At 63.0% G+C, this 21,446-nt stretch carries 24 protein-coding genes and 1 pseudogene; 5 read left to right on the top strand and 20 right to left on the bottom strand.

Annotation, left to right across the window (positions count from 1 at the left end):
• Together ASB58_RS19970 and ASB58_RS18490 are read left to right on the top strand one after the other, a co-directional pair.
• A pseudogene (locus tag ASB58_RS19970) lies at positions 1 to 451 on the top strand (hypothetical protein); the annotation flags it as partial.
• Positions 433 to 738: an immunity protein CdiI family protein gene (locus ASB58_RS18490; RefSeq protein ID WP_147336855.1), complete on the top strand. Its 306-nt coding sequence runs from the start codon at positions 433 to 435 to the stop codon at positions 736 to 738. The pseudogene ASB58_RS19970 and the gene ASB58_RS18490, both read left to right, overlap by 19 nt.
• A gap of 246 nt (positions 739 to 984) precedes the next feature.
• On the opposite strand, the gene ASB58_RS18495 is transcribed toward ASB58_RS18490, so the two are convergent.
• The 11 genes from ASB58_RS18495 to ubiE all read right to left on the bottom strand — a co-directional run bounded on the left by ASB58_RS18495 (position 985) and on the right by ubiE (position 9,379).
• The gene (locus tag ASB58_RS18495) at positions 985 to 1,449 is read right to left on the bottom strand and encodes a COG3650 family protein (protein ID WP_118131919.1); all 465 of its coding nucleotides are present in this window, start codon (positions 1,447 to 1,449) and stop codon (positions 985 to 987) included.
• 66 nt (positions 1,450 to 1,515) lie between these two features.
• Complete coding sequence (locus ASB58_RS18500) at positions 1,516 to 3,441, bottom strand: metallophosphoesterase family protein (protein ID WP_118131920.1); 1,926 nt, start codon at positions 3,439 to 3,441, stop codon at positions 1,516 to 1,518.
• Between the two features lie 44 nt (positions 3,442 to 3,485).
• On the bottom strand, positions 3,486 to 4,193 hold the full coding sequence (locus ASB58_RS18505; RefSeq protein WP_118131921.1) for a 16S rRNA (uracil(1498)-N(3))-methyltransferase: 708 nt from the start codon (positions 4,191 to 4,193) through the stop codon (positions 3,486 to 3,488).
• Entirely contained in the window at positions 4,190 to 4,966 is a 777-nt protein-coding gene (gene tatC, locus ASB58_RS18510) for a twin-arginine translocase subunit TatC (protein WP_202974659.1), read from the bottom strand. Before tatC ends, ASB58_RS18505 begins: the two co-directional genes overlap by 4 nt.
• The gene (gene tatB, locus ASB58_RS18515) at positions 4,953 to 5,330 is read right to left on the bottom strand and encodes a Sec-independent protein translocase protein TatB (protein ID WP_083724900.1); all 378 of its coding nucleotides are present in this window, start codon (positions 5,328 to 5,330) and stop codon (positions 4,953 to 4,955) included. Before tatB ends, tatC begins: the two co-directional genes overlap by 14 nt.
• A gap of 18 nt (positions 5,331 to 5,348) precedes the next feature.
• A complete protein-coding gene (gene tatA / locus ASB58_RS18520) occupies positions 5,349 to 5,579 on the bottom strand; it encodes a Sec-independent protein translocase subunit TatA (protein ID WP_083724898.1) in 231 nt (76 codons plus the stop codon).
• A gap of 27 nt (positions 5,580 to 5,606) precedes the next feature.
• Positions 5,607 to 5,936, bottom strand: coding sequence for a phosphoribosyl-ATP diphosphatase (locus ASB58_RS18525; RefSeq protein ID WP_118131922.1), 330 nt, complete (start codon positions 5,934 to 5,936; stop codon positions 5,607 to 5,609).
• Positions 5,929 to 6,345, bottom strand: coding sequence for a phosphoribosyl-AMP cyclohydrolase (hisI, locus tag ASB58_RS18530; RefSeq protein ID WP_083724894.1), 417 nt, complete (start codon positions 6,343 to 6,345; stop codon positions 5,929 to 5,931). Before hisI ends, ASB58_RS18525 begins: the two co-directional genes overlap by 8 nt.
• A 54-nt stretch (positions 6,346 to 6,399) precedes the next feature.
• Positions 6,400 to 7,998 carry a ubiquinone biosynthesis regulatory protein kinase UbiB gene (ubiB, locus tag ASB58_RS18535; protein ID WP_118131923.1) on the bottom strand — a complete coding sequence of 533 codons (1,599 nt, stop codon included), beginning with the start codon at positions 7,996 to 7,998 and terminating at the stop codon, positions 6,400 to 6,402.
• Complete coding sequence (locus tag ASB58_RS18540) at positions 7,995 to 8,618, bottom strand: ubiquinone biosynthesis accessory factor UbiJ (RefSeq protein WP_118131924.1); 624 nt, start codon at positions 8,616 to 8,618, stop codon at positions 7,995 to 7,997. Before ASB58_RS18540 ends, ubiB begins: the two co-directional genes overlap by 4 nt.
• Positions 8,618 to 9,379: a bifunctional demethylmenaquinone methyltransferase/2-methoxy-6-polyprenyl-1,4-benzoquinol methylase UbiE gene (gene ubiE / locus ASB58_RS18545; RefSeq protein ID WP_118131925.1), complete on the bottom strand. Its 762-nt coding sequence runs from the start codon at positions 9,377 to 9,379 to the stop codon at positions 8,618 to 8,620. The genes ASB58_RS18540 and ubiE overlap by 1 nt, the downstream gene beginning before the upstream one ends.
• Before the next feature lie 162 nt (positions 9,380 to 9,541).
• On the opposite strand from ubiE, the gene ASB58_RS18550 reads away from it, so the two are divergent.
• The 3 genes from ASB58_RS18550 to ASB58_RS18560 all read left to right on the top strand — a co-directional run bounded on the left by ASB58_RS18550 (position 9,542) and on the right by ASB58_RS18560 (position 11,196).
• On the top strand, positions 9,542 to 9,817 hold the full coding sequence (locus tag ASB58_RS18550) for a polyhydroxyalkanoic acid system family protein (protein ID WP_096005764.1): 276 nt from the start codon (positions 9,542 to 9,544) through the stop codon (positions 9,815 to 9,817).
• 123 nt (positions 9,818 to 9,940) lie between these two features.
• Entirely contained in the window at positions 9,941 to 10,351 is a 411-nt protein-coding gene (locus ASB58_RS18555; RefSeq protein WP_083724883.1) for a phasin family protein, read from the top strand.
• A 20-nt stretch (positions 10,352 to 10,371) separates the two neighbouring features.
• Complete coding sequence (locus ASB58_RS18560) at positions 10,372 to 11,196, top strand: phasin family protein (protein ID WP_118131926.1); 825 nt, start codon at positions 10,372 to 10,374, stop codon at positions 11,194 to 11,196.
• A gap of 102 nt (positions 11,197 to 11,298) precedes the next feature.
• Here the strand turns inward: ASB58_RS18560 and ASB58_RS18565 are convergent, their stop codons facing one another.
• The 9 genes from ASB58_RS18565 to argS all read right to left on the bottom strand — a co-directional run bounded on the left by ASB58_RS18565 (position 11,299) and on the right by argS (position 21,237).
• Complete coding sequence (locus tag ASB58_RS18565; RefSeq protein ID WP_181977979.1) at positions 11,299 to 11,913, bottom strand: TetR/AcrR family transcriptional regulator; 615 nt, start codon at positions 11,911 to 11,913, stop codon at positions 11,299 to 11,301.
• Positions 11,914 to 11,921: 8 nt separating this feature from the next.
• Positions 11,922 to 13,547 (bottom strand): PHA/PHB synthase family protein, encoded by a 1,626-nt coding sequence (locus ASB58_RS18570; RefSeq protein WP_118131928.1) that lies wholly within the window; start codon positions 13,545 to 13,547, stop codon positions 11,922 to 11,924.
• Between the two features lie 122 nt (positions 13,548 to 13,669).
• Positions 13,670 to 14,530, bottom strand: a complete 861-nt coding sequence (gene phaZ, locus ASB58_RS18575) for a poly(3-hydroxyalkanoate) depolymerase (RefSeq protein WP_096005760.1) — start codon at positions 14,528 to 14,530, stop codon at positions 13,670 to 13,672.
• A 24-nt stretch (positions 14,531 to 14,554) separates the two neighbouring features.
• Positions 14,555 to 16,237 (bottom strand): class II poly(R)-hydroxyalkanoic acid synthase, encoded by a 1,683-nt coding sequence (gene phaC / locus ASB58_RS18580; protein WP_118131929.1) that lies wholly within the window; start codon positions 16,235 to 16,237, stop codon positions 14,555 to 14,557.
• A 183-nt stretch (positions 16,238 to 16,420) separates the two neighbouring features.
• Positions 16,421 to 16,801 (bottom strand): gamma-butyrobetaine hydroxylase family protein, encoded by a 381-nt coding sequence (locus ASB58_RS18585; protein WP_118131930.1) that lies wholly within the window; start codon positions 16,799 to 16,801, stop codon positions 16,421 to 16,423.
• Between the two features lie 87 nt (positions 16,802 to 16,888).
• A complete protein-coding gene (gene hslU / locus ASB58_RS18590; protein ID WP_118131931.1) occupies positions 16,889 to 18,229 on the bottom strand; it encodes an ATP-dependent protease ATPase subunit HslU in 1,341 nt (446 codons plus the stop codon).
• Between the two features lie 17 nt (positions 18,230 to 18,246).
• Positions 18,247 to 18,777 carry an ATP-dependent protease subunit HslV gene (gene hslV, locus ASB58_RS18595; protein ID WP_083724867.1) on the bottom strand — a complete coding sequence of 177 codons (531 nt, stop codon included), beginning with the start codon at positions 18,775 to 18,777 and terminating at the stop codon, positions 18,247 to 18,249.
• Positions 18,778 to 18,923: 146 nt separating this feature from the next.
• Positions 18,924 to 19,487 (bottom strand): SPOR domain-containing protein, encoded by a 564-nt coding sequence (locus ASB58_RS18600; protein ID WP_118131932.1) that lies wholly within the window; start codon positions 19,485 to 19,487, stop codon positions 18,924 to 18,926.
• Between the two features lie 4 nt (positions 19,488 to 19,491).
• A complete protein-coding gene (gene argS, locus ASB58_RS18605; RefSeq protein ID WP_118131933.1) occupies positions 19,492 to 21,237 on the bottom strand; it encodes an arginine--tRNA ligase in 1,746 nt (581 codons plus the stop codon).
• Positions 21,238 to 21,446: the final 209 nt, after the last annotated feature.

Below are 21,446 nucleotides of genomic sequence, written 5' to 3' on the forward strand. Positions count from 1 at the left end.
AAATGCCGCTTCTGCGAAGTTGCAGGAGGATATCCAACGGGCTAATTTGACGTTGGGGGGAGGAATTCCAAATTCGACTCTTCTGACGAGAGACGAGTTAATCTCTGGTTTGCCTGCGACTACCAAGATCACTCCTGAAAGCGTTGTCGATATTCGTAAGTTGCCAGATTGTCGGACCGTATGGCTTGAAATTGACAGCGATGCTGCTGGACTTCAACATATCTACAAGCGACGCGAAGTCGATTTCGCCAACAAGGGAATATCACGTGATGAAATTCCGTCAGTTGTAATGAGTGCTCTTGAGCGTGGGAAAATTGTTGGCACCAATGGCTCAGCCAGTGTTTGTCGCATTACGCATAATGGTCTTGAGCAAAATATTGCAATTGGGGTTGGCTCAAACGGTTTCATAGTACGAGCGAATCCGGTCAGTACTTGGAAATCATTGCCGTGATCAAATTGAGACTAGCGAATGAATATTTGGCTGGGCCGGTATTCTGTGCGGAGCCGGATGCTATGGGGCACATTGATGTTGACGACTTGCCGCTTTCTCAAGGGCTGAAGGCCGAAATTACTGCATGGGACAGTGAGTATCAGGCGGCGTTTAACAGTCACTATCCACCTGACTCAGGATTTGGCTCGCCTGAGATGGAGGTTCGGCATATAGCTGAAGGGCAACAGTTGGCCAGAAAAATGCAGGAAGAGCTAGGGGAAGGTTATAAGGTCGATTACTGCACATAGCCGGTAATTCGGCCGCCTCAAACTCCAAGTGCAAGATCAGTGAATTGAACCCAACTGGTTAGTGGCCCGCGGAAGCCGCGCAGCAAGCCTTTCTGGACGCTGGCAGCCAGCTGGCGCCAGTGTCAGCGGAAAACCTCGACCACTACTTCAACGAGAAAAGTCCGGAGGGCTTCTCTGGGCGAAAATCCTTCGTCCCGGATGTAGCTCTGCGAGCAAAGCTAACCGCTTTGATGCATGCCAACGGCGTTACGGATCCTCTGGGTACTCGAGCAGTATCTCGCTGCCTTGCAGCTCTGCTGCCGTGGCCGGGCGCTGCATGGACGGGTTCAGCGGGTAGCCGCTGTCGGTGGCGCGCAAGACGACGTCGCCTGCGCCTCTGGCATGTACTATCAGATCTCGCCAGCCATCAGTGCTGTGCGCGGACACCCGCAGGGGAAGCTGCACGATGGTGGTTTTGGAACGCAGGGCGAAGCCGTCTTCGCTGCCTTGCAGCACAAACAGGGTGCAGCCGGCGCTACCACACCAGTCGGGGCCTTGGGCGTAGATCAGGGCGTCGTTGACGCCGTCCCCGTTGAGGTCGTACTGGGCGCTCTGGTACCGGGGCAGCTCGGAGCCGAACTGTTCGTTCAGCGCATCATCGAGCCGTGTGTCGTTGCTGACGCTGGCGCAGCCGGTCAGCAGGCCAGCAAGGATAAGCGGGTAGGGGCGCATTGGCGGGTCTCCTCGGGTAACGCTGTTGATCATAGCAAGCACGGGGTGGGCTGTGAGTGCTTGATGTCAACTTGCCGGATCAGAGGTGTCGCGGGGCGGGAAGTCGACATCGAAGCCGCGCGCATCCAGCTGCCGCACGCTGTGCGGACGGCCCTGTTCATCCAGCTCGACCAGACCGATACCGCTGCCGTTCCACAGACGCTCGCCGGCGCTGGCGCGATCTGGGTCGCGCGGGCTGACGCGCATACGCCGGCGTTTGGTCAACCAGTTCAGCGGCGAGGCCGGGGCGTAAAGCCAGCGATTAAGCCGGTCAAACCAGTCCAGCAGGCGTGGCGGGAAGGCATTTTTCAGGCCGCTGCTGGTGATCTGCCAAAGTTGGGGGCCGTGCTCGCGGTGACGGATGGCGATGTCGTAGACGAAGGAGTAGTGCACGTCGCCCGAGAGGATGACGTAGTTGCCGGGGGTGCGGCCATGGCGAAAGATGTTCAGCAGCACCTTGGCAGCGCCGCGGTGGGCCATCCAGTTTTCGGCGTCGACTACCAGCGGGTGGCCGGCGAGGGAGAACAGCTTCTGGATGCCTTCAATGAGTTTGACCCCGAACATCGGTGCGGGCGAGACGATGACCACCGCGGTCTGGTCCAGCAGGCGCTGCTGCAGCTCGGTCAGCGCCTCCCAGTCCATCAGGCCGGAGGGGCGGAACGGACTGCGCTCGCTGCGCCAGCGGCGGGTGCGGGTATCCAGCACGACCAGGCTGGGCGTGCCGGCAATCTGGTACTCCCAGCCGTGAAAGCGCAGCACGGCGTCGATGCAGGCGTCCTGCTCGCTGACATCCAGACTGCCGCTGCGCTTTGCATTCTCCAGCAGTTGGGTCAGCGCATTCAGCGGTTCTGCCACGGCCTCCGGGTCGTTGCCCCAGCCCTGACACAGCAGGTACGCCAGCACCGCGTTGCCGATGATCTGCCGGGAGAAGGGGTGGCCGTAGGCGGTGCGCTCCCAGTCGGCGGTGAGGTTCCAGTCGTCGGTGACGTCGTGGTCGTCAAAGATCATCAGACTGGGCTGATGGGCGAGCAGGCGGGCGACCTGCGGCAGGCCGTCGACAAAGGCGTCAATCTGCTGCTGTTCGCTCTGGTAACGCTGGCGCTCTTCGTCACTGAGCCCGTCCGGCATCGCCGGCTGAATCAGGCGCCAGGGAACCGGCGACCACACCAGCAGGTACATGGCCAGCATCTCGGCCAGGCTGATCAGGTGGTTGTGGGCGTTGGCCGAGGTAAACACCGGCTTGCGCACGCCGCCAAAGAAGCGGTCACGCACGGCCATATTCGAGGGCACATCGGGCAGCAATTGCTCGCGGCGGTAGTAGGTGTCTTCGGACTGATAGAGGGCCTGACTGTCGGCGACGGTGGCGCCTTCCAGGGCTTCGTCGAATAGCCCGAGTCGGGCAATCAGCTGGTGCACAGCGACCAGCAGCGGGCCACTGACGTCGTCCACATACACCTGGTCGCCGGTCATCAGCAGCCAGGCAGGGCGCTGCTCTGGCTGGTTACGGCGTTCGGCGAGCCAGCTGTCGGTGCGTACCAGTGCATCCTCGCCGGCAAAGTGCGGCTTGCGGCAGGAGCCGTGCAGCAGGCGGCGGTTGTCGCTGGCAATCGTCAGCGAGGGCAGCTCGTCACCATGACACAGATGCGCGGCGGTGCTGCGTAGCCCGTTGCCTTGCTCGCTGTCCCACTGCAGGTCGTAGTGAATGACCTGATCCTGGGGCAGCGGGCTGGTTGGGGTAATGGTCAGCAGATGGGCGTAGGCGTGTTGACCGATGGGGATAACCCGTACGTCGCCCAGGCTCAGCTGCTGGGCGGCTTGGCCAACGGGCTGCAGGCTGGCACGCAACTGTTGCAGTGGCCGGCTGGCGACCAGCCAGAGCAAGACGCGCTCGGGTTCGACGCGGCGAACCAGCGGGCCGGCCAGCAGGTCGGGAATGTCTGTGGTGGTATGCATGCTGATTCAGACCGGGTGGCGCGGCGCCGGTTCAGTGGGCTGCTTCAGAACAACCGGGCCAGCAGCGCCGTGACGGCGGTTTCCACGCGCAGGATGCGCTCGCCGAGCTGCACAGGCTGCATGCCGGCCTCGACCAGTTTGTCGACCTCATAGGGAATCCAGCCGCCCTCCGGGCCGATGGCCAGGGTCAGCGGCTGGTCGATACCGCGTGGGCAGGCGGGGTAGTCGCCGGGGTGGGCAACCAGTGCCAGCTGGCCGTTGATGATGGCGGGCAGCTGATCTTCGACAAAGGGCTTGAAGCGCTTTTCGATCCGCACAGTCGGCAGCACGGTGTCGCGGGCCTGCTCCAGGCCCAACAGCAGGTTCTCGCGCATCACCTCGGGCTGCAGAAAGGGCGTCTGCCAGAAGCTCTTTTCTACCCGGACGCTGTTGAGCACGATGATCTCGGGTACGCCCAGGGTGGCGCAGTGCTGCAGGATGCGGCGGAACATCTTGGGTCTGGGCATGGCCAGCAGCAGGGTGAGGGGCAGTTTGGCCGGGGGCGCTTCGCTCAGCTCGATGCGCAGCAGGGCACTGCGCGAGTCCAGCTCCAGCACGGTGCCACTGCCCATCAGGCCGTTGATGCGGCCAACGCGGAGGGTGTCGCCGGCACTGACCTGCTGGATGTCCTGCATGTGCGCCAGCCTGCGGCCAGTCAGGCGTACATGCTGCGGATCGGTGAAGTCGCTGTCTTCGAGTAGCAGCAGGTTCATGCCTGCGGGCTATCCTGCTGCTCTTCCGGTGTGCGCGGGCGAACCAGTCGACTGAACAGGATGCCGACTTCATACAGCAGCCACATGGGCAGTGCGAGCAGGGTTTGGGAGATCACGTCCGGTGGGGTCAGGACCATACCGACGGTAAAGCAGCCGACCACCACGTAGGGGCGCGCTTTGCTCAGGCTCTGCACATCGACGATACCGACCAGTACCAGTAGCACGGTGGCCACTGGAATTTCGAAGGACAGACCAAAGGCCATGAACAGAGTGAGGACAAAGTCTAGGTAGCTGTTGATGTCGGTCATCACCGCCACGCCATCCGGCGCTGCGCTGGTGAAAAAGCCAAATACCAGTGGAAAGACCACAAAGTAGGCAAAGGCCATACCGCCGTAGAACAGCAGGATGCTGGAGGCCAGCAGCGGCACTGCCAGACGCTTCTCGTGCTTGTACAGCCCGGGTGCGATAAAGCCCCAGACCTGGTGCAGCACAAAGGGCATGGCGATAAACAGGGCGCTGATCAGCGTGAGCTTGAAGGGGGTCAGGAACGGCGAGGCGACATCGGTGGCGATCATGCTGGTGCCTTCGGGCAGCAGTGCGCGCAGCGGCTCGGAAATGAACGCGTAGATGTCGTTGGCAAAGTAGAACAGGCCGGCAAAGATCACCAGCCAGATCAGCACAATGCGCAGCAGGCGCGAGCGCAGCTCGGTCAGGTGGGCGACCAGCGGCATGTCGCCGCCGCTCTTGACGGGCGGCAGATCAGGGTTGCTCATGGCGGGTGTCTTGCTGCTCATTGGCGGACTCGGCACGGGGTTGCTCTGCGGTCGCGCCAGTGTGCGTCGGCTGTGTGACGCTCTGGTTACCGCCCGGTCGGGCGTTGGTCTGGTTGCTCGGGCTGCCGGCGTGCAGCCCTTGCTTTTCCAGTTCGGCGAGGATGCGCTCGTTGTTCAACTGCTGGCGGATCTCGTCGGCGCCCAGTTCGCGCTCAACCTGCGAGCGCACGTCCGAGAAGCCGCGCTTGATGCGGCCAATGGTCAGGCTGACGGTGCGGATGGCGCCGGGCAAACGCTCCGGGCCTAGAACCAGCAGGGCGATGATCGCCACCACCAGCATTTCCATAAAGCCGATGTCGAACATGGGGCGGGACCTGGCAGATTACGGCTTGGACTGGGAGTCCTGCTTGTGCTCTTCGGCCTTGGCATCCAGCGTCTCGCCCGGCTTGTTCTCGACCGAGGGTTTTTCCTCGTCGTTCATTGCCTTGCGAAAGCCCTTGATTGCGCCGCCCAGATCACCGCCGATGTTTTTCAACCGCTTGGTGCCGAACAGCAGTACCACGATGACCAGTACGATCAGCAGTTGCCACAGACTAATGCCACCAAAACCCATTTTTGCCTCCAGGGCCTATTGCCCAGTTTATTTGCTGCGGGACGCCTTTTCTTCAAGACCGGACAGGTCGAAGCGGCGTGCCAATTCGTTCAGGATGTCGTCGGGGCCCAGGCCGAGATGGCTAAGCATGACCAGTGAGTGGAACCACAGGTCAGCGGTCTCGTATACCAGGTCCGATTTGTCCTCGCTGTGCTGACAGTCCTTGGCGGCTAGCAGTGTCTCTGTGCACTCTTCACCGACCTTTTCGAGAATCTTGTTCAGGCCCTTGGCGTGCAGGCTGGCAACGTAGGAGGTGTCGGCAGACGCCTGCTTGCGTTGCTCCAGTACGGCGGCCAGTTGGCTCAGGGTGTCAGACATGTTTTGGGTGCTCGTATAACTCTTTGGGGTCCTTGATGACGGCGTCGACGGTCTGCCACTGGCCATCTTTCAGAACCCGGTAGAAACAGCTCTGCCGGCCGGTGTGGCAGGCAATGCCACCGATCTGTTCAACCTGCAGGATGACGACGTCGGCGTCGCAGTCCAGCCGCAGTTCGTGCAGCTGTTGCACGTTGCCCGACTCCTCGCCCTTGCGCCACAGGCGCTGGCGCGAGCGCGACCAGTAGATGCCGCGGCCTTCCTGTACGGTTAGCTGCAGGGCTTCACGGTTCATCCAGGCCATCATCAGAATGCGCTGGGTGTGTACATCCTGGGCGATGGCAGGAACCAGGCCGTCGGCATCCCAGTTGATGCTGTCGAGCCAGTCATTGGCGGCGGTTGAATCAGTCATGGCGGGTCGTCATTCGTTCAGTGGTGCAAGTGTGCCAGTTATGCGCCCGGCTGACTATCTGCGGCGCAGAATCAGCCAGCCGCCCAGGGCGATCAGCGCCCACTGGGTGGGCGCTGCGTGCAGCCAGAGCTGCGGATCGTCGCCGCCCAGTGCGCTGGCGCCAAACACTACCAGCGCGATACCGGCCAGTTGCAGTGGCCAGCGCGGGCGTTGCGGTGCTTGCTCGCGCAGCGGTGCATCGGCTAGGTTGTCTAGGGCGCGGTGGGCGCTGTCGATCAGCGCCGGCACGCGCTCGAGATGCTGCTGCCAGTGTTTGACCTGATTCTGCGGCAGCATGCGCTCGCGCATCCAGCGCTCCAGATAGGGCTGGCCGGTGCTCCACAGGTCCAGATCCGGGTACAGTTGGCGGCCCAGCCCTTCGATGTTCAGCAGGGTCTTTTGCAGCAGCACCAGCTGCGGCTGGACTTCCATGTTGAAGCGGCGGGCGGTCTGGAACAGGCGCAGCAGCAACTGGCCGAAGGAGATGTCTTTCAGCGGGCGCTCGAAGATCGGCTCGCAGACGCTGCGGATTGCCGCTTCAAATTCGTTCACGCGGGTGTCGGCCGGCACCCAGCCCGAATCGATATGTAGTTGGGCAACACGGCGGTAGTCGCGCTTGAAGAAGGCCATCAGGTTGCGTGCCAGGTAGCTCTGGTCCTCGGGCGTCAGGCTGCCGACGATACCAAAGTCGATGGCGATGTACTGCGGTTCCCAGGGATGCTTGCGTGAGATGAAGATATTGCCCGGGTGCATATCGGCGTGGAAGAAGCTGTCGCGGAACACCTGGGTGAAGAAGATCTCCACGCCGCGCTCGGCGAGTTTTTTCATATCGGTGCGCTGGTCGGCCAGAGCCGGCAGGTCGGTCACCGGGATGCCCTCGATACGCTCCATCACCAGTACCTTGTGACGGCACCAGTCCCAGTAGATCTTGGGAATGTAGAGCAGCTCCGAGTCTTCAAAGTTGCGGCGCAGCTGGGAGGCGTTGGCGGCTTCGCGGTACAGGTCCAGCTCGTCGAAGATGGTGCTTTCGTAGTCCTCGACCACCTCGACCGGGCGCAGGCGGCGGCCCTCAGTCGAGACGCGCTCCAGCAGGCGGGCGGCGACGAACAGCCACTGGATGTCCTGATCGATGGTTTCGCCGATGCCGGGGCGCACCACCTTGACCACCACCTCGCTGCCGTCTTTCAGGCGGGCGGCGTGCACCTGGGCGACCGAGGCGGAGGCCAGCGGCTCGTCGCTGAAGCTGGCAAATACATCCTCGATGCGCTCGCCGAGCTGCTCCTCGATACGCGCGCGGGCCCTTGGCCCCGGGAAGGGCGGCACCTTGTCCTGCAGGCGGGCCAGCTCCAGCGCGATGTCGTCGGGCATCAGGTCGCGGCGGGTGGAGAGAATCTGACCAAACTTGATAAACACCGGGCCCAGATCTTCACAGGCCTTGCGCAGGCGCGCGCCGCGGCTCAGGTCTTTCGGCGCCGGGCGCAGGCGCCATGGGCCCAGTTGCAGCAGCAGGCGGCCCAGCAGCGGCAGCGGCAGGTCCAGCAGAATCTGGTCCAGGCGATAACGGGTAAAGATGTGCAGGATGCGCAGCAGGCGCACGAAGGCGGTGAGTCTCATGCGTCGGGCGAGTCCGGATCGGTGGGAGAGAGCAGGGCGACGCGCGCTTCCAGGCGGTCGAGTTGCAGGCGCAGGTCATGCAGTTGTTCGGCGCGGGCGCCGGCTTCAGCCTGGCCGACCAGTTGGCGGCTTTCTTCGGTCAGGTATTCGGCCAGCGTCTGGCGCAGGCTGGCGCGGCTGTCACGGCCCCACTGGTGGCTGCGGCGCAGAGCACTGCCGATAGCGTGACCGGCCACCGGGCCGAGCCAGCGCGCCAGCTCGGCCTCGCCATCGAGTTGCAGGTCGGCCAGCGCATTCTGCAGGGCGATCAGCACCTGACTGTCGCCTAGCAGCTCGACCTCCGGGTCCTGCAATACGGCCTTGCGGTCGCTGCTGACCAGCAGCCGGGCGAGCAGGCCGGCGGGGGCGTGCAGTTCAACGTCGGCTGGTGCGTCGCTGGTTGTATCCAGGTGGATGGTGCCGGGCGCGGGCGTCAGCCATAGCTGCCAGTCGGGAGAGTGACTGTTGATCAGAATGCGCTTGCCAGCCAGCGCGTCGATACGCCGGGCGGTGACCGAGTCGCGAGCCAGCGCTGCAGCGATGCTGCGCTCGGCGGTTCTGAGCAGTGCGCCAGAGAGCATCAGGGTTTGATGCCCCGGTGCAGGGCGACGATGCCGCCGGTCATGTTGTGGTAGGTCACCCGGGCAAAGCCGACTTCTTCCATCATCGCCTTGAGGGTCTCCTGGTCCGGGTGCATGCGGATGGACTCGGCCAGATAGCGGTAGCTGTCGGCGTCGTCGGCTACCAGCTTGCCCATCAGCGGCAGGAACTTGAAGCTGTACTGGTCGTAGACCTTGGACAACAGGTCGCTCTTGGGCTTGGAGAACTCCAGCACCAGCAGACGGCCGCCCGGCTTGAGCACGCGCAGCATCGAGGCGATGGCGGCATCCTTGTGGGTCACGTTGCGCAGGCCAAAGGCGATGGTGATGCAGTCGAAGTGGTTGTCGGGGAAGGGCAGCGCCTCGGCGTCGGCCTGGACAAAACGCACGTTGCCGGCCACACCCAAGTCCAGCAGGCGGTCACGGCCAACCTTGAGCATGGAGGCGTTGATGTCGGCCAGTACCACCTCGCCCGTCGGGCCCACGCGCTTGGCGAAGCGGCGGGTCAGGTCACCGGTACCGCCGGCGATGTCCAGCACCCGGTTGCCGGTGCGCACACCGGACAGCTCGATGGTGAAGCGTTTCCAGATGCGGTGAATACCGCCTGACATCAGGTCATTCATGATGTCGTACTTGGCTGCGACCGAGTGGAAGACTTCCGCGACGCGTTGGGCCTTCTCGGACTCGGCGACGGTCTGGTAGCCGAAGTGGGTGGTTTTTTCGTGCTCGTGCTGATCGCTCATGGCTTGGCTCTGCGCTGGCAAATTCGAGCCCATTCTAACCATTTTTTGCCGGCATAAGCGCTGCACAAATGCCACAGTCTGCTCAGCCGGGTTGCAGGTGGTGACGTGTTGCGCCGATTGCGGCATGCTGGCGTGCTTTGACACCACCCTGAGGATGAGCCGATGGCCACCGTAGATATCACCCGTGAACACGCTCTTGGTAAGGAACAGGCCAAGGAGCGCGCTCAGAAGTTGGCCGACAAGCTGGCGCAGAAGCTGGACGCCAAGTGCAGCTGGGAAGGCGACCAACTGCACTTCAAACGTAGCGGCGCGGATGGCTGCATCACCGTGACTGACGCCGATGTGCGGGTGCAGGTTAAGCTGGGCATGATGCTCACGCCCATGGCGGGCATGGTTAAGAGCGAAGTACAGAAAGCGCTGGACAAGTACCTGGCCTGAGTCGGTTTTGCGGTTTTTTGCCAGTTAGTATGTGTTTTCTAATTTTGCCGCGTAGCTTTAGATGCAAGGATCGACAACCGGTCCATTGCAGTACCTCAATCTACTGATACCGGAGTGACGAACATGGCCAAGAACACCGCGAAGAAAATCGAAGACAACGCAGCTGGTTTTGCTACCGACGTGAAGAAATACGCCCATCAAATCTGGCTGGCAGGCCTGGGTGCCTATGCCAAAGCCGGCAAGGAAGGCGCTGATTACTTCAAGTCGCTGGTCAGCGAAGGCGAAGAAGTCGAGAAGCAGGGTAAAGAGCTGGTTGCCAGCCAGGTTGAAGCTGCCAACAGCCGCATCGAATCCTTCAAGGAAAAAGTGCACGAGAAAACCGGCGGCCGTTTCAGCAAGGTAGAAGAAGTATTCGACGAGCGCGTTGCTTCTACCCTGGGTCGGATGGGTATTCCGAGCAAGAAGGATATTGATCAGCTGTCTGCTAAGCTGGATGATCTGAGTGCTGCACTCAAGTCACTGCAAAGCAAGTAAGGTCACAGAGGAGTTGCTCCATGGCGGGTAAGAAGAAGGACAAGGATCCGGGTTGGGTCGCTGATATCGAAAACTATTCGCGTCAGATCTGGCTGGCAGGTCTGGGCGCCTACGCCAAGGTCGGGAAGGAGGGCGTCAAGCTCTTCGAAAACCTGATCAAGGATGGTGAGGCGGCCGAGAAGAAAGCCAAGGCCGAGATCGACAAGCAGGTCGACACCCTTAAAGGTAAGGCCAAGTCCGGCAAGAACCCGCTGGAAAAAGCGAAGACCGAGGCCGACAAGGCCAAGGGCAAGCTGACCGGCAAGTGGAACGAGCTGGAAGATGCGTTCGACAAGCGTCTCAACAGTGCTGTCTCCCGCCTTGGAGTTCCCTCGCAGGCTGAAGTCAAGGCGTTGAACGCCAAGGTTGACGAGCTGACCAAGCTGATTGAAGGCCTGGCCAGCGGCAAGACCGCTGCACCCAAGGTAGCTGCCAAGGCGAGCCCGGCAGCCAGTAAACCGGCTGCCAAGCCGCGCGCCACGCGTAAGCCGGCCGCAGCCAAGCCTGCAGCCAGTGCGGCGGCGGCCAAACCGGCCAGCAAACCGGCGGCTAAGCCTGCTGCGAAACCGGCCGCCAAGCCGGCCGCCAAGCCCGCCGCCAAGACCACTGCCAGTAAGCCGGCAGCGGCCAAGGCGTCGACGGCAGCCAAGCCCAAGCCTGCGACCAAACCGCGCGCGGCGGCTAAGCCGAAAGCACCGGCCAAGCCCAAGGCAACACCGGCGGTGAAGGCTCCGGCGTCGACACCCGCGGCTTCGGCACCGGCTCCGGCCAGTGCACCGGCAGCAGATAAGCCCGCCGAGTCCTGAGTTACCTTGCAGCACCAGAACCCCGCCCTGCTTCGGCAGCGCGGGGTTTTTTATTGGCCCCTCACCGAGCGTGGGCACCAGCCGGCGTTTGCCGCTGAACGCTCAGCCGTAGCGCGCTATCAATCCCTGAACCCACTCCTGGCCCTCGGTGTCCAGCCACGGCTGCAGTAGACCAAGCATCTGCTGCACGCCACTGGCCGGGTCAAGATCGTGGGGGTGGCAGATCCGCTGGTAGTCCAGCCAGAACAGGCAGGTTTGGCACAGGGCGTCCAGCAGGCGAGTGCGCTCGGCGGTGTCGGCGTGCAGGTGACCGCTGCCGTGCAGGGCCTGCAGCACCTGCTCCAGGCGCAGGCGCAGCGCGTTGACCCAGGGCTGCATCTGCTGGCGCAGCGGTGGATAGCGGCTCATCAGATTGGACAGGTCCTGAAACAGAAAGCGGTGGGTGGCGATGGCCTCGAACAGCAGATGCAGCAATAGCCATAGATCCTCCGGTGCTACCTCATCGACGCTGTCATCTGTCAGCAGCAAGCCGCGGGTGCTGAGCAAAAAGTCGTCGACCAAGGCGTCGAGCAACGCCTCCTTGCCCTTGAAGTGGTAGTAGAGGTTGCCGGGGCTGATATCCAGCTCGTTGGCGATATCCAGGGTGGTGACGTTGGACTCGCCGTGCTCGTTGAACAGCTCGAGTGTGCACAGCAGGATTCGATCGCGGGTTTTCATCATGCTCCTCAATGCTGTTGAACGTAGCGGCCGGGGGCCGGGCCGTGACCGCCGTCGGTTGGCTGTCGGGCCTCAACCAGCGGGCCGCTGTACTGCTTGAGCCAGTCGCTCCAGCGCGGCCACCAGCTGCCCTGCTTTACCTCAGCCGAGGCCAGCCAACTGTCGGCATTGCTGCTGCTGGCTGAGCCGCTGTGATAGTGCGCACGCGGGTGTCCCGGCGGACAAAGCAGGCCTTGGATGTGCCCACTGTGACACAGGGTGAAGTGCTTTTCGCCCCCCATCCGGGAGCCGGGATAGGCGTTCTGCCAGGGCACGATATGGTCGCGGCGGGCGGCCAGATGCCAGCTGGGCAGGCCGATGGCTTGCAGGTCGATGGCCTCGCCGTTGAGTTGCAGGCTGCCCGGCAGTCCCAGCGGGTCGCGGTCGAACAAATCCAGCAGGTCGTCGACCAGTTGTGCGGGCAGTCGGGTATGGTCGTGCCCCCAGTAGACCACCGGGTTGCAGGGTAGCTCACGGCCAAGTCCGTAGCGGGTAACGGCGGGTGTCCACACCAGTTGTTCCGGGCGCATCCAGCCGAAGGCCGCGCCGCTGGTGCGTTCGTCCAGGTAGCCTTGTTGCCAGGCCTGGCGGCGCAGGCGCTGTCGCGCCGCCGGGCCGTTCAGGCGCACCAGGTCGGTGTCCAGTCGGGTGTCGAGCGGGGTGACCAGCAGGCTCAGGGCGCTGAGTTGCTGGGCGTAGCCGGCGGCCTGTTGCCAGGCACAGAGCAGGGCGGCAATCAGGCCGCCGCTACAGATGCCGGTCAGGGTTGCCTGAGCACTGCCGCTGTGCAGCCGGGTTTCATTCAGGGCGCGTTGGCAGGCGCTGACGTAGCGACCCAGCCCCCAGTTGCAATGGCTGGGGTTGGGATTGCGCCAGCTGATCAGGTAGACCTGCAGCCCTTGCTCCAGCGCGTGTTCGACCAGGCTGTTGCCGGGGCTGAGGTCAAGCAGGTAAAAGCGGTTGATCGGCGGCGGCACCAGCAGCAGCGGGCGCTCATGCACCTGCGCTTGTTGCGGGGTGTAGCAAATCAGCTCGAACTCGGCGTGGCGCGCAATGACCTGCCCAGGCGTGCAGGCCAGGTCTGTGCCGAGACGGTACTGCGTATCGAGGTTGGGCTGCGCGAAGGGGCGCCCGCTGAGCATGTCCTGCCACAGGTGGTGGGCCCCTCGGCACAGGCTCTGTCCATTGCTGGCGCGCGCTTCGGCCAGAATGGCCGGGTTCAGCAGGCTGTTGCTGGGGGCCGCGGCAGCGGCCAACTGATCTAGTAGCCAGCGCAATTGGGCGCGCTCATGGTCTGCCAGGTTCAGGCCCGTGAGCCAGTCCGTCAGTGGTTGCTGCCACGCCTGCCAGACTTGCAGAAGGCGCTGCGCCGCTGGCTGCTGCCAGCCGGGGTGGGCAAAGCGTGGGTCGTCGTCCAGCGCGCCGAGGTCGCTCTTGCCTTGCAGCGCGAGCACCAGCTGGCCCAAGGCCCGGCGCAGGTAGCCGGCGTGGTGACAGGGTTGCGTCAGCAGGCTGCGCAACAGAGCAAGCAAGGTGGCGGAAATATCCCCCGGGATAGCGGTCGTGTGCAGTCGTCCTTGGGGGGTGTCTGGCATTCAGCTGTCCTGAGCCGAAGAGAAAGAAACGCTGGCAGTCTAACGCAAGCGAGCCGGTCGGCAAGGGCTGGCAGCCGGGTGTTGTGGCCGAGGTCTCGCTCGGCCAGTTGGCACCGACCGGATCACGCGCGAGGTGCCCTCATGGTGGCGGTGTGGCGGATGACTGCCGGCTGCCTTTCTTCGGCCAGAAATCCCATGATCAACGGCGCGACGCTTTGCGCGCGGGTCACCAGAAACAGGTGACCGTCGTCGATGACGTGCAGTTCTGAATTGGGAATACGCCATGCCAGCAGCTTCATATTGACCAGCGGGATGATCGGATCGTCATCGCCGGCCAGAATCAGTGTCGGCTGACGGATCTTGTGCAGCCAGTGCACGCTGGTCCAGCCCAGACCGGCAAACAGCTGCCAGTAGTAGCCGAGCTTGCCGGAGGAGCGCACCTTGGCCGCGTGTTTTTCGGCCAGATGCGGGTCGCGGCGGAAAGCGCCGCCGTAGATGTCCGGCGCGATGTTCACGCCGTGCGAGGGCTGAATATAACGTCTGGGGCTGGCCATCTTCAGCAGCACCGAGGGCCGTCCGGGCACCATGACGGCACCGGCCGAGGTGGCTGCCAGAATCAGCTTCTTGCAGCGCTCCGGGTGGCTGTAGGCAAACTGCTGCGCCAGCGCGCCGCCCCAGGACACGCCGATGACGTTGACCTGGGAGTAGTCGAGATAGTCCAGCATGCGCGCCGCCAGCTTGGCCAGGCCTGGAAAGCGAAACGGTGTGGCCGGGGTGGACGAGCCGCCTACACCGGGCACGTCGAAGGCAATGACTTCCAGGTCCGGGTCCAGTGCCTCGACAAAGGGAAACACCAGCTCCAGGTTGGCGCCGATACCGTTGAAGACCAGCAACGGCGGCAGGGCGCTGTTGCCCGGGCGCACGGCCGTACGCAGGTACTGGCCGTCCAGCTCGATGGTGCGAAAGACAAAGGACTGCGGCATGGGCGGCTCTCTATTGGGTGCGGATCAGCGCTCGTGAACGTAGGTACCCGGCGCCGGTTCCAGCGCTGGATGGTTGTCATTGCCCAGCACGGTCGGTGCCGCCTTGCGCTTGCCGCCGCGGGCATGCAGCCAGTCACGCCAGTATTGCCACCAGGAGTCGGATTGCTTGGTGGCGGTTTCCAGCCAGTGCTTGGCGTCGCCGGTCATCTCGCCGCTGGTGAAAAAACGCGCCTTGGGGTTGCCCGGCGGGTTCAGAATACTCTGGATGTGACCGCTGGAGGACAGCACGAACTCGCACTTGCCGCCGAGCAACTGGGCCGAGCTGTAGCAGGCCTCCCAGGGGGTGATGTGGTCGTTCAGGCCGGCGATGACAAAGTAGTCGGCCTTGACCTGCTTGAGGTCGATCGGCGTGCCGCAGACTTCCAGCGCGCCGGGACGGGTGAGCGGGTTGTTCTTGAACAGTTCCAGGAATTCGCCGTGCAGGGCCGCTGGCAGGCGGGTGGTGTCGTTGTTCCAGAACAGGATGTCGAAGACCGGCGGCTCGTTGCCGAGCAGGTAATTGTTGACCCAGTAGTTCCAGATCAGGTCATTGGGCCGCATCCAGGCGAAGATACGCGCCATGTCACGGCCTTCCAGCACACCGCTCTGGTACGACATACGCCGCGCAGCCTCGATCGAGCGCTCGTCGGCAAATAGTGCCACCTGGGTCTTCAGCTCGGTATCCAGCACGCTGACCAATAGGGTGAAGGAGTGCACTTTCTTCTCTTTCAGCGCAGCGTAGTGGCCCAGCAGCGAGACCGTGGTGATGCCGCCGGAGCAGGCCCCGAGCATGCTCAGATCCTTGCTGCCGGTGACCTCGAGAACGACATCGATGGCTTCCTTGAGCGCTTCGATGTAGGTGCTCAGGCCCCACTCGCGGTGGCTCTTGGTCGGGTTGCGCCAGCTGACCACAAAGGTCTGCATGTGGCTGTTGACCAGATAGCGCGCCAGACTCTTCTCGGGCGACAGGTCAAACACGTAAAACTTGTTGATCTGCGGCGGTACGACCAGCACCGGGCGCTCGAACACTTCTTCGGTCAGCGGCTTGTACTGGATCAGCTCCAGCACCTCGTTGCGGAAGATCACCGAGCCCTTGGTGGTGGCGAGGTTGCCGCCGACTTCAAAGGCATTCATGTTGACCTGGCTGGGCATGCCGCCGTTGTGGGCAATGTCCTTGGCCAGGTGGGTGAGTCCGTCCATCAGGCTCTTGCCGCCGGTTTCGAAAAAGCGCTTGAGCGCGGCCGGGTTGAGGGCGGTGTTGGTGGGGGACATGGCCTCGGTCATCAGCGCGATGACAAACTGGGCGCGGCTGACGTCCTGTGCCGGCAGGTCCGAGCTGGTGATCCAGCTGTTCAGTTCCTTGCGCCAGGCCAGGTAGGTCTGCATGTAGCGGCGGTAAAGCGGGTTCTGGCTCCAGGTCGGGTCGACGAAGCGCTTGTCGTCAGCGCTGGGGCCCAGTTCGGAGCGGCCGAGCATCACGTCGGTCACCGCCATGCCGAGGCGGCCCAGGTGACGCATGCTGTGGACCGGTTGCTTGATGGTTTGGCGCATCACCATGCGGGCGGTGCTGATGAGGTCGCGCGCAGGCACGCCGACGACCGGGTTGGGGCCGAGAATGTGTTCACTGGCCTTGTGGCCCAAGTCTTCGTTATTGGATTTGTTACCCATTTTCAACGCTCCAATCTGAGGCAGGGAAGCCGCTATGAATGCATTCCAGCAAGATTCGAACCAGCTTCCCGGTGTCGCATTCTTGAGACAAGTTAGCACGCAGTTTCGGCGCTGTTAACGCCTTTTTAGCCAACGGTCACTAAATCAGATGTTTATGGCAAAGCGGTGTAGGGGCTTGGAAAATCAGGGCGTGAAGCGAATAGTGCTGACATCCGGGTCTCGTGATGCACCGGCCTGGTGCAACTGCTCCAGATAGGTGTCCCAGCGTTGCGTTTGTTCGGTTGCCAGTTGGTAGAGGTAGTCCCAGGTGTACAGGCCACTGTCGTGGCCGTCGTCGAAAACCAGCTTGATCGCGTAGCGCCCGGCGGTTTCTATCCCGCTCAGGCCCACGTTCAGCTTGCCGGTTTGCAACACCGGCTTGCCATGCCCGCGCACCTCGGCCGAGGGAGACAACACGCGCAGGTATTCGGCCGGCAACTGATAGGTGCTGCCGTCGGCATAACCCAACTCCAGCGTGCGCGAGGCCTTGTGCAACTTGATGCGGGTCGGGATAGGTGCGGGCATGGCAGAGTCCTGAGCTTCAAGCTTCTAGCAGATCGCATGGCGCGCACGATCTGCTGTTCGCTTGCCGCTTGAAGCTTGCGGCTTGGGTTAAAGAATATAGCGTGACAGGTCTTCGTTGACCGCCAGCTCGCCCAGGTGGCTGTTGACATACTCGGCATCAATCAGCAGCGGCTGCGTTTCGTGCTTGGCAGCGAGGTCGCCAGCGCTGAAGGAGATTTCTTCCAGCAGGCGTTCGAGCACGGTGTGCAGACGACGGGCACCGATGTTTTCGGTCTTCTCGTTGACCTGCCAGGCGATCTCGGCCAGCCGGCTGATGGCGTCGGGAGCAAACTCGATATTCAGCTCTTCGGTGGCCATCAGCGCACGGTACTGTTCGGTCAGCGAGGCATCCGGTTCGGTCAGGATGCGCTCGAAGTCGCTCGGGGTCAGTGATTGCAGTTCGACGCGAATCGGCAGGCGGCCTTGCAGCTCGGGTATCAGGTCCGACGGTTTGGTCAGGTGGAAGGCGCCGGAGGCAATGAACAGGATGTGGTCGGTCTTGACCATGCCGAACTTGGTGTTGACCGTGCAGCCCTCGATCAGCGGCAGCAGGTCGCGCTGTACGCCTTCACGGGACACGTCGGCACCGCCGCCGCTGTCGGCCCGTTTGCTGACCTTGTCGATTTCATCAAGGAAGACGATGCCGTTCTGCTCGACGGCGCTGATCGCGCGGGTCTTCAGGTCGTCTTCATTAACCAGGCGCGCAGCCTCTTCATCGCGCACCAGCTTGAGCGCATCGCGGACCTTGAGGGTGCGGGTTTTCTTCTTGCCCTTGCCCAGGTTGGAGAACATGTTCTGCAACTGGCTGGTCATCTCTTCCATGCCCGGCGGGGTCATGATCTCGATGCCGGCCGGCGCGTCGGAGACCTCGATGTCGATATCCTTGTCATCCAGCTCGCCTTCGCGCAGGCGCTTGCGGAACAGCTGACGGGTGCTGCTGTCGGTGCGCTCGGGCTGGTCGCCGGTAGCCGGGCGGGCGCCGGGCAGCAGGGCGTCGAGGATGCGCTCTTCGGCCGCATCTTCGGCGCGGTAGCGCACCTTGGACATTTCCTGCTCGCGCAGCAGCTTGATCGCGGCATCGACCAGGTCGCGGATGATGGATTCGACGTCGCGGCCGACATAGCCGACTTCGGTGAACTTGGTGGCTTCGACCTTGATGAACGGTGCCTGCGCCAGCTTGGCCAGGCGGCGGGCGATTTCGGTCTTGCCGACACCGGTCGGGCCGATCATCAGGATGTTCTTGGGGGTCACTTCATTGCGCAGCGCCTCGGGCAGCTGCTGGCGGCGCCAGCGGTTGCGCAGGGCGATGGCGACGGCGCGCTTGGCATCCTGCTGACCGATAATGTGGCGGTCCAGCTCGTGCACGATCTCACGGGGTGTCATGGACATGGGTATCTCTGAACGCCTCAGGTATTGGCGTCCAGCTCCTCGATGGTCAGGTTGCGGTTGGTATAGATGCAGATGTCGCCGGCGATGTTCAGGCTGGTGTCGACGATCTCGCGAGCGGACAGCTCGGTGTGCATCAGCAGGGCACGCGCGGCGGATTGCGCGTAAGGACCACCGGAACCAATGGCGATCAGGCCCTCTTCGGGTTCGATCACATCGCCGTTGCCGGTGATGATCAGCGAGGCATCCTTGTTGGCGACGGCAAGCAGGGCTTCCAGCTTGCGCAGGGCGCGGTCGGTGCGCCAGTCCTTGGCCAGCTCGACGGCGGCGCGGACGAGATTGCCCTGGTGTTTTTCCAATTGGGCCTCAAAACGTTCAAACAGGGTAAAGGCGTCGGCGGTGCCGCCGGCGAACCCGGCAATCACCTGATCCTTGTAGAGGCGGCGTACCTTGCGGGCATTGCCCTTCATCACGGTGTTGCCGAGGGAAACCTGGCCGTCGCCACCGATCACGACCTTGCCGTGCCGGCGTACGGATACGATTGTAGTCACGCGCAACTCCTGGTTGGCTGTGGAAAAAAGGCGGCAGGATCGCTGCCGAGTTTCTGATCTGGGGGCGCTGATCAGAAATTCAAGGCGCAGAGCGGGTGGGGAGCAAAGGCAGCATGCCCCGGGTGCCAGGGCATGCCGTGCGGCGGTCAGCGTTGTTGTGGCAGCAGGTTGTTGAACCCGTTACCGGAGAGAGTGCGCTGCGCCTGATCGAGACTGCTGCGGCTGTCGAATGGGCCGACCTGAACGCGATACCACTGGTTGCCGTTGATGGTGGCGTTCTCCAGCTTGACGTCCATGCCCAGCAACAGAATTTGCGCGCGCACCTGATCAGCATCGGCGCGCTGACGGAAGGAACCGGCCTGCAGGTAATAGTTCACGCTGGATGCCGGCTTGCTCTCTTCCGTTGTCGTGGTCGGTGTCTCGGGTACGGCCTGCTGGGGCACCACCACTTCGGATTCGGGCAGCAGGGTGTAAAAGTCATAGCGCGGCTTCGGATCGGCCTGGGGCTGCGCTGGCGTGTTGGCCGGTTTGGGCGGCTCGGGGCTGCGTCGGACGCTGTCGCGGCCCGGTTCCAGTTGCAGCAAAAACGCAACGAACAGGCCGATGATCAGGCCGCTGACCAGCCAGAGCCAGCCGGGAATGCCTTTGCGCTTTGGCGCAGATTGCGCGCGGCTGGCACCGCGGCGTGGGGCTTTGCGTCCTTTTGCCATGCCCTTACATACGCTCCAGAGTGGTGATGCCCAGCAGGTTCAGGCCCTGCTTGAGGGTACGGCCGGTCAGTGCTGCCAGGCGCAGACGGCTGTCGCGCTGGGCCTTGCTGTCGGCAGCCAGGATCGGGCACTGCTCATAAAAGCTGGAGAAACGACCGGCCAGCTCGTACAGATAGGTGCAGAGTACGTGCGGGGTGCCCTCGCGGGCAACGTAATTCAGCGTGGCGTTGAACTGTGCCAGGTGCGCGCCCAGTTCGCTTTCGGCCGGCTCGACCAGCGCCAGCGGTGCCAGGTCGTCAAGTTGCGCCATGCTGCGCTCCAGCTTGCGGAATACGCTGGCGACGCGGGTGTAGGCGTACATCATGTAGGGCGCGGTGTTGCCCTCGAAGCTCAGCATCAGGTCGAAGTTGAAGCTGTAGTCGCTGCTGCGGTGCTTGGACAGGTCGGCGTATTTGACTGCGCCGATGCCCACTGCTGCGCCAATGCCGCGCAGCTCGTCGGCGGGCAGCTCGGGGTTTTTCTCCTCGACCAGGCGCAGCGCGCGCTGTTCGGCTTCGTCCAGCAGGTCGGCAAGCTTCACGGTGCCGCCGTCGCGGGTCTTGAAGGGCTTGCCATCGGCGCCATTCATGGTGCCAAAGCCCATGTGCTCCAGTTGCATGTCGGCAGAGACAAAGCCGGCCTTGCGGGCAACCGCAAACACCTGCTGGAAGTGCAGCGCCTGACGCTGGTCAACAAAGTACAGCACGCGATTGGCGTGCAGCTCGGCATGGCGGTAGCGCATGGCAGCCAGATCCGTGGTGGCGTACAGATAGCCGCCGCCGGCCTTCTGCACGATAACCGGTAGCGGGTTGCCTTCGGCATTTTTGAACTGCTCAAGGAAGACGCACTGGGCGCCTTCGCTTTCAGTCAGCAGGCCAGCGCTGCGCAGGTCGGCAACGATACCCGGCAGGTCGGCGTTGTAGGCGCTCTCGCCGCGCACATCGGCGGGGCTCAGGCTGACGCCGAGACGATCGTAGACGGCCTGGCAGTGGCCGAGGGAGATGCTGTTGAAGCGCTCCCAGAGGGCCAGGCAGCTCGGCTCGCCGGCCTGCAGGTCAACCACGCGCTGACGGGCGCGGTTGGCGAAGTCTTCGCTCTCGTCGAAACGTTTCTTGGCCTGGCGGTAGAAGTTCTCCAGATCGCCCAGCTCGGCTTCGGCGTCGACGCTGTGCTCTTCCATATAGGCCAGCAGCATGCCGAACTGGGTGCCCCAGTCGCCCACGTGATTCTGGCGGATGACGGTGTGGCCGAGGGCTTCAAGCACCCGCGCCACGGCGTCGCCAATGATGGAGGAGCGCAGGTGGCCGACGTGCATTTCCTTGGCGAGGTTTGGCGAGGAGTAATCGACCACCACACGCTGGGCGGCGATGTCGGAGCGCACGCCCAGTTGCGGATCGGCCAGTGCAGCCTCCAGCTGGGCAGCCAGCCAGCCGGCATCCTGGAAGAAGTTGATAAAGCCGGGGCCGGCGATGTTGACCGACGCAACCGCCTGGTGGGCAGGCAGCGCAGCGATCAGCTTCTCGGCCAGATCGCGCGGCTTCATGCCGGCCGGCTTGGCCAGCATCATCGCCAGGTTGCTGGCGAAGTCGCCGTGGGCCTTGTCGCGGGCATTTTCGACCTGAATCGAGGGCGAAAGGTCGGTCGGCAGCACGCCGTCGGCCTTGAGGCGGTCTACAGCGTCGGCAAGCAGTTGGCTGATCAGGTTCTTCATGGAGTGGTGTATCCGGCAGGTGCCCAGTGAAAACCCGACATTATCCGTTTTATCGGGCGGCTTGCCAAACCCTGTGGTCGGTTGGGGTTTGTCGTTGCGACTGGCGCGGGCTTTATGTAGCTCTGCGCTGGCTGCACAAGGGTGATCGTTCTCTGCAAGGTGCTTTTGTCGAGTTTGCTTTTCGCCTTTTACGGCGAGCCAAGGGGGGG

It is taken from the genome of Pseudomonas abyssi (assembly GCF_003444685.1).
Taxonomy (GTDB): Bacteria; Pseudomonadota; Gammaproteobacteria; order Pseudomonadales; family Pseudomonadaceae; genus Halopseudomonas; species Halopseudomonas abyssi.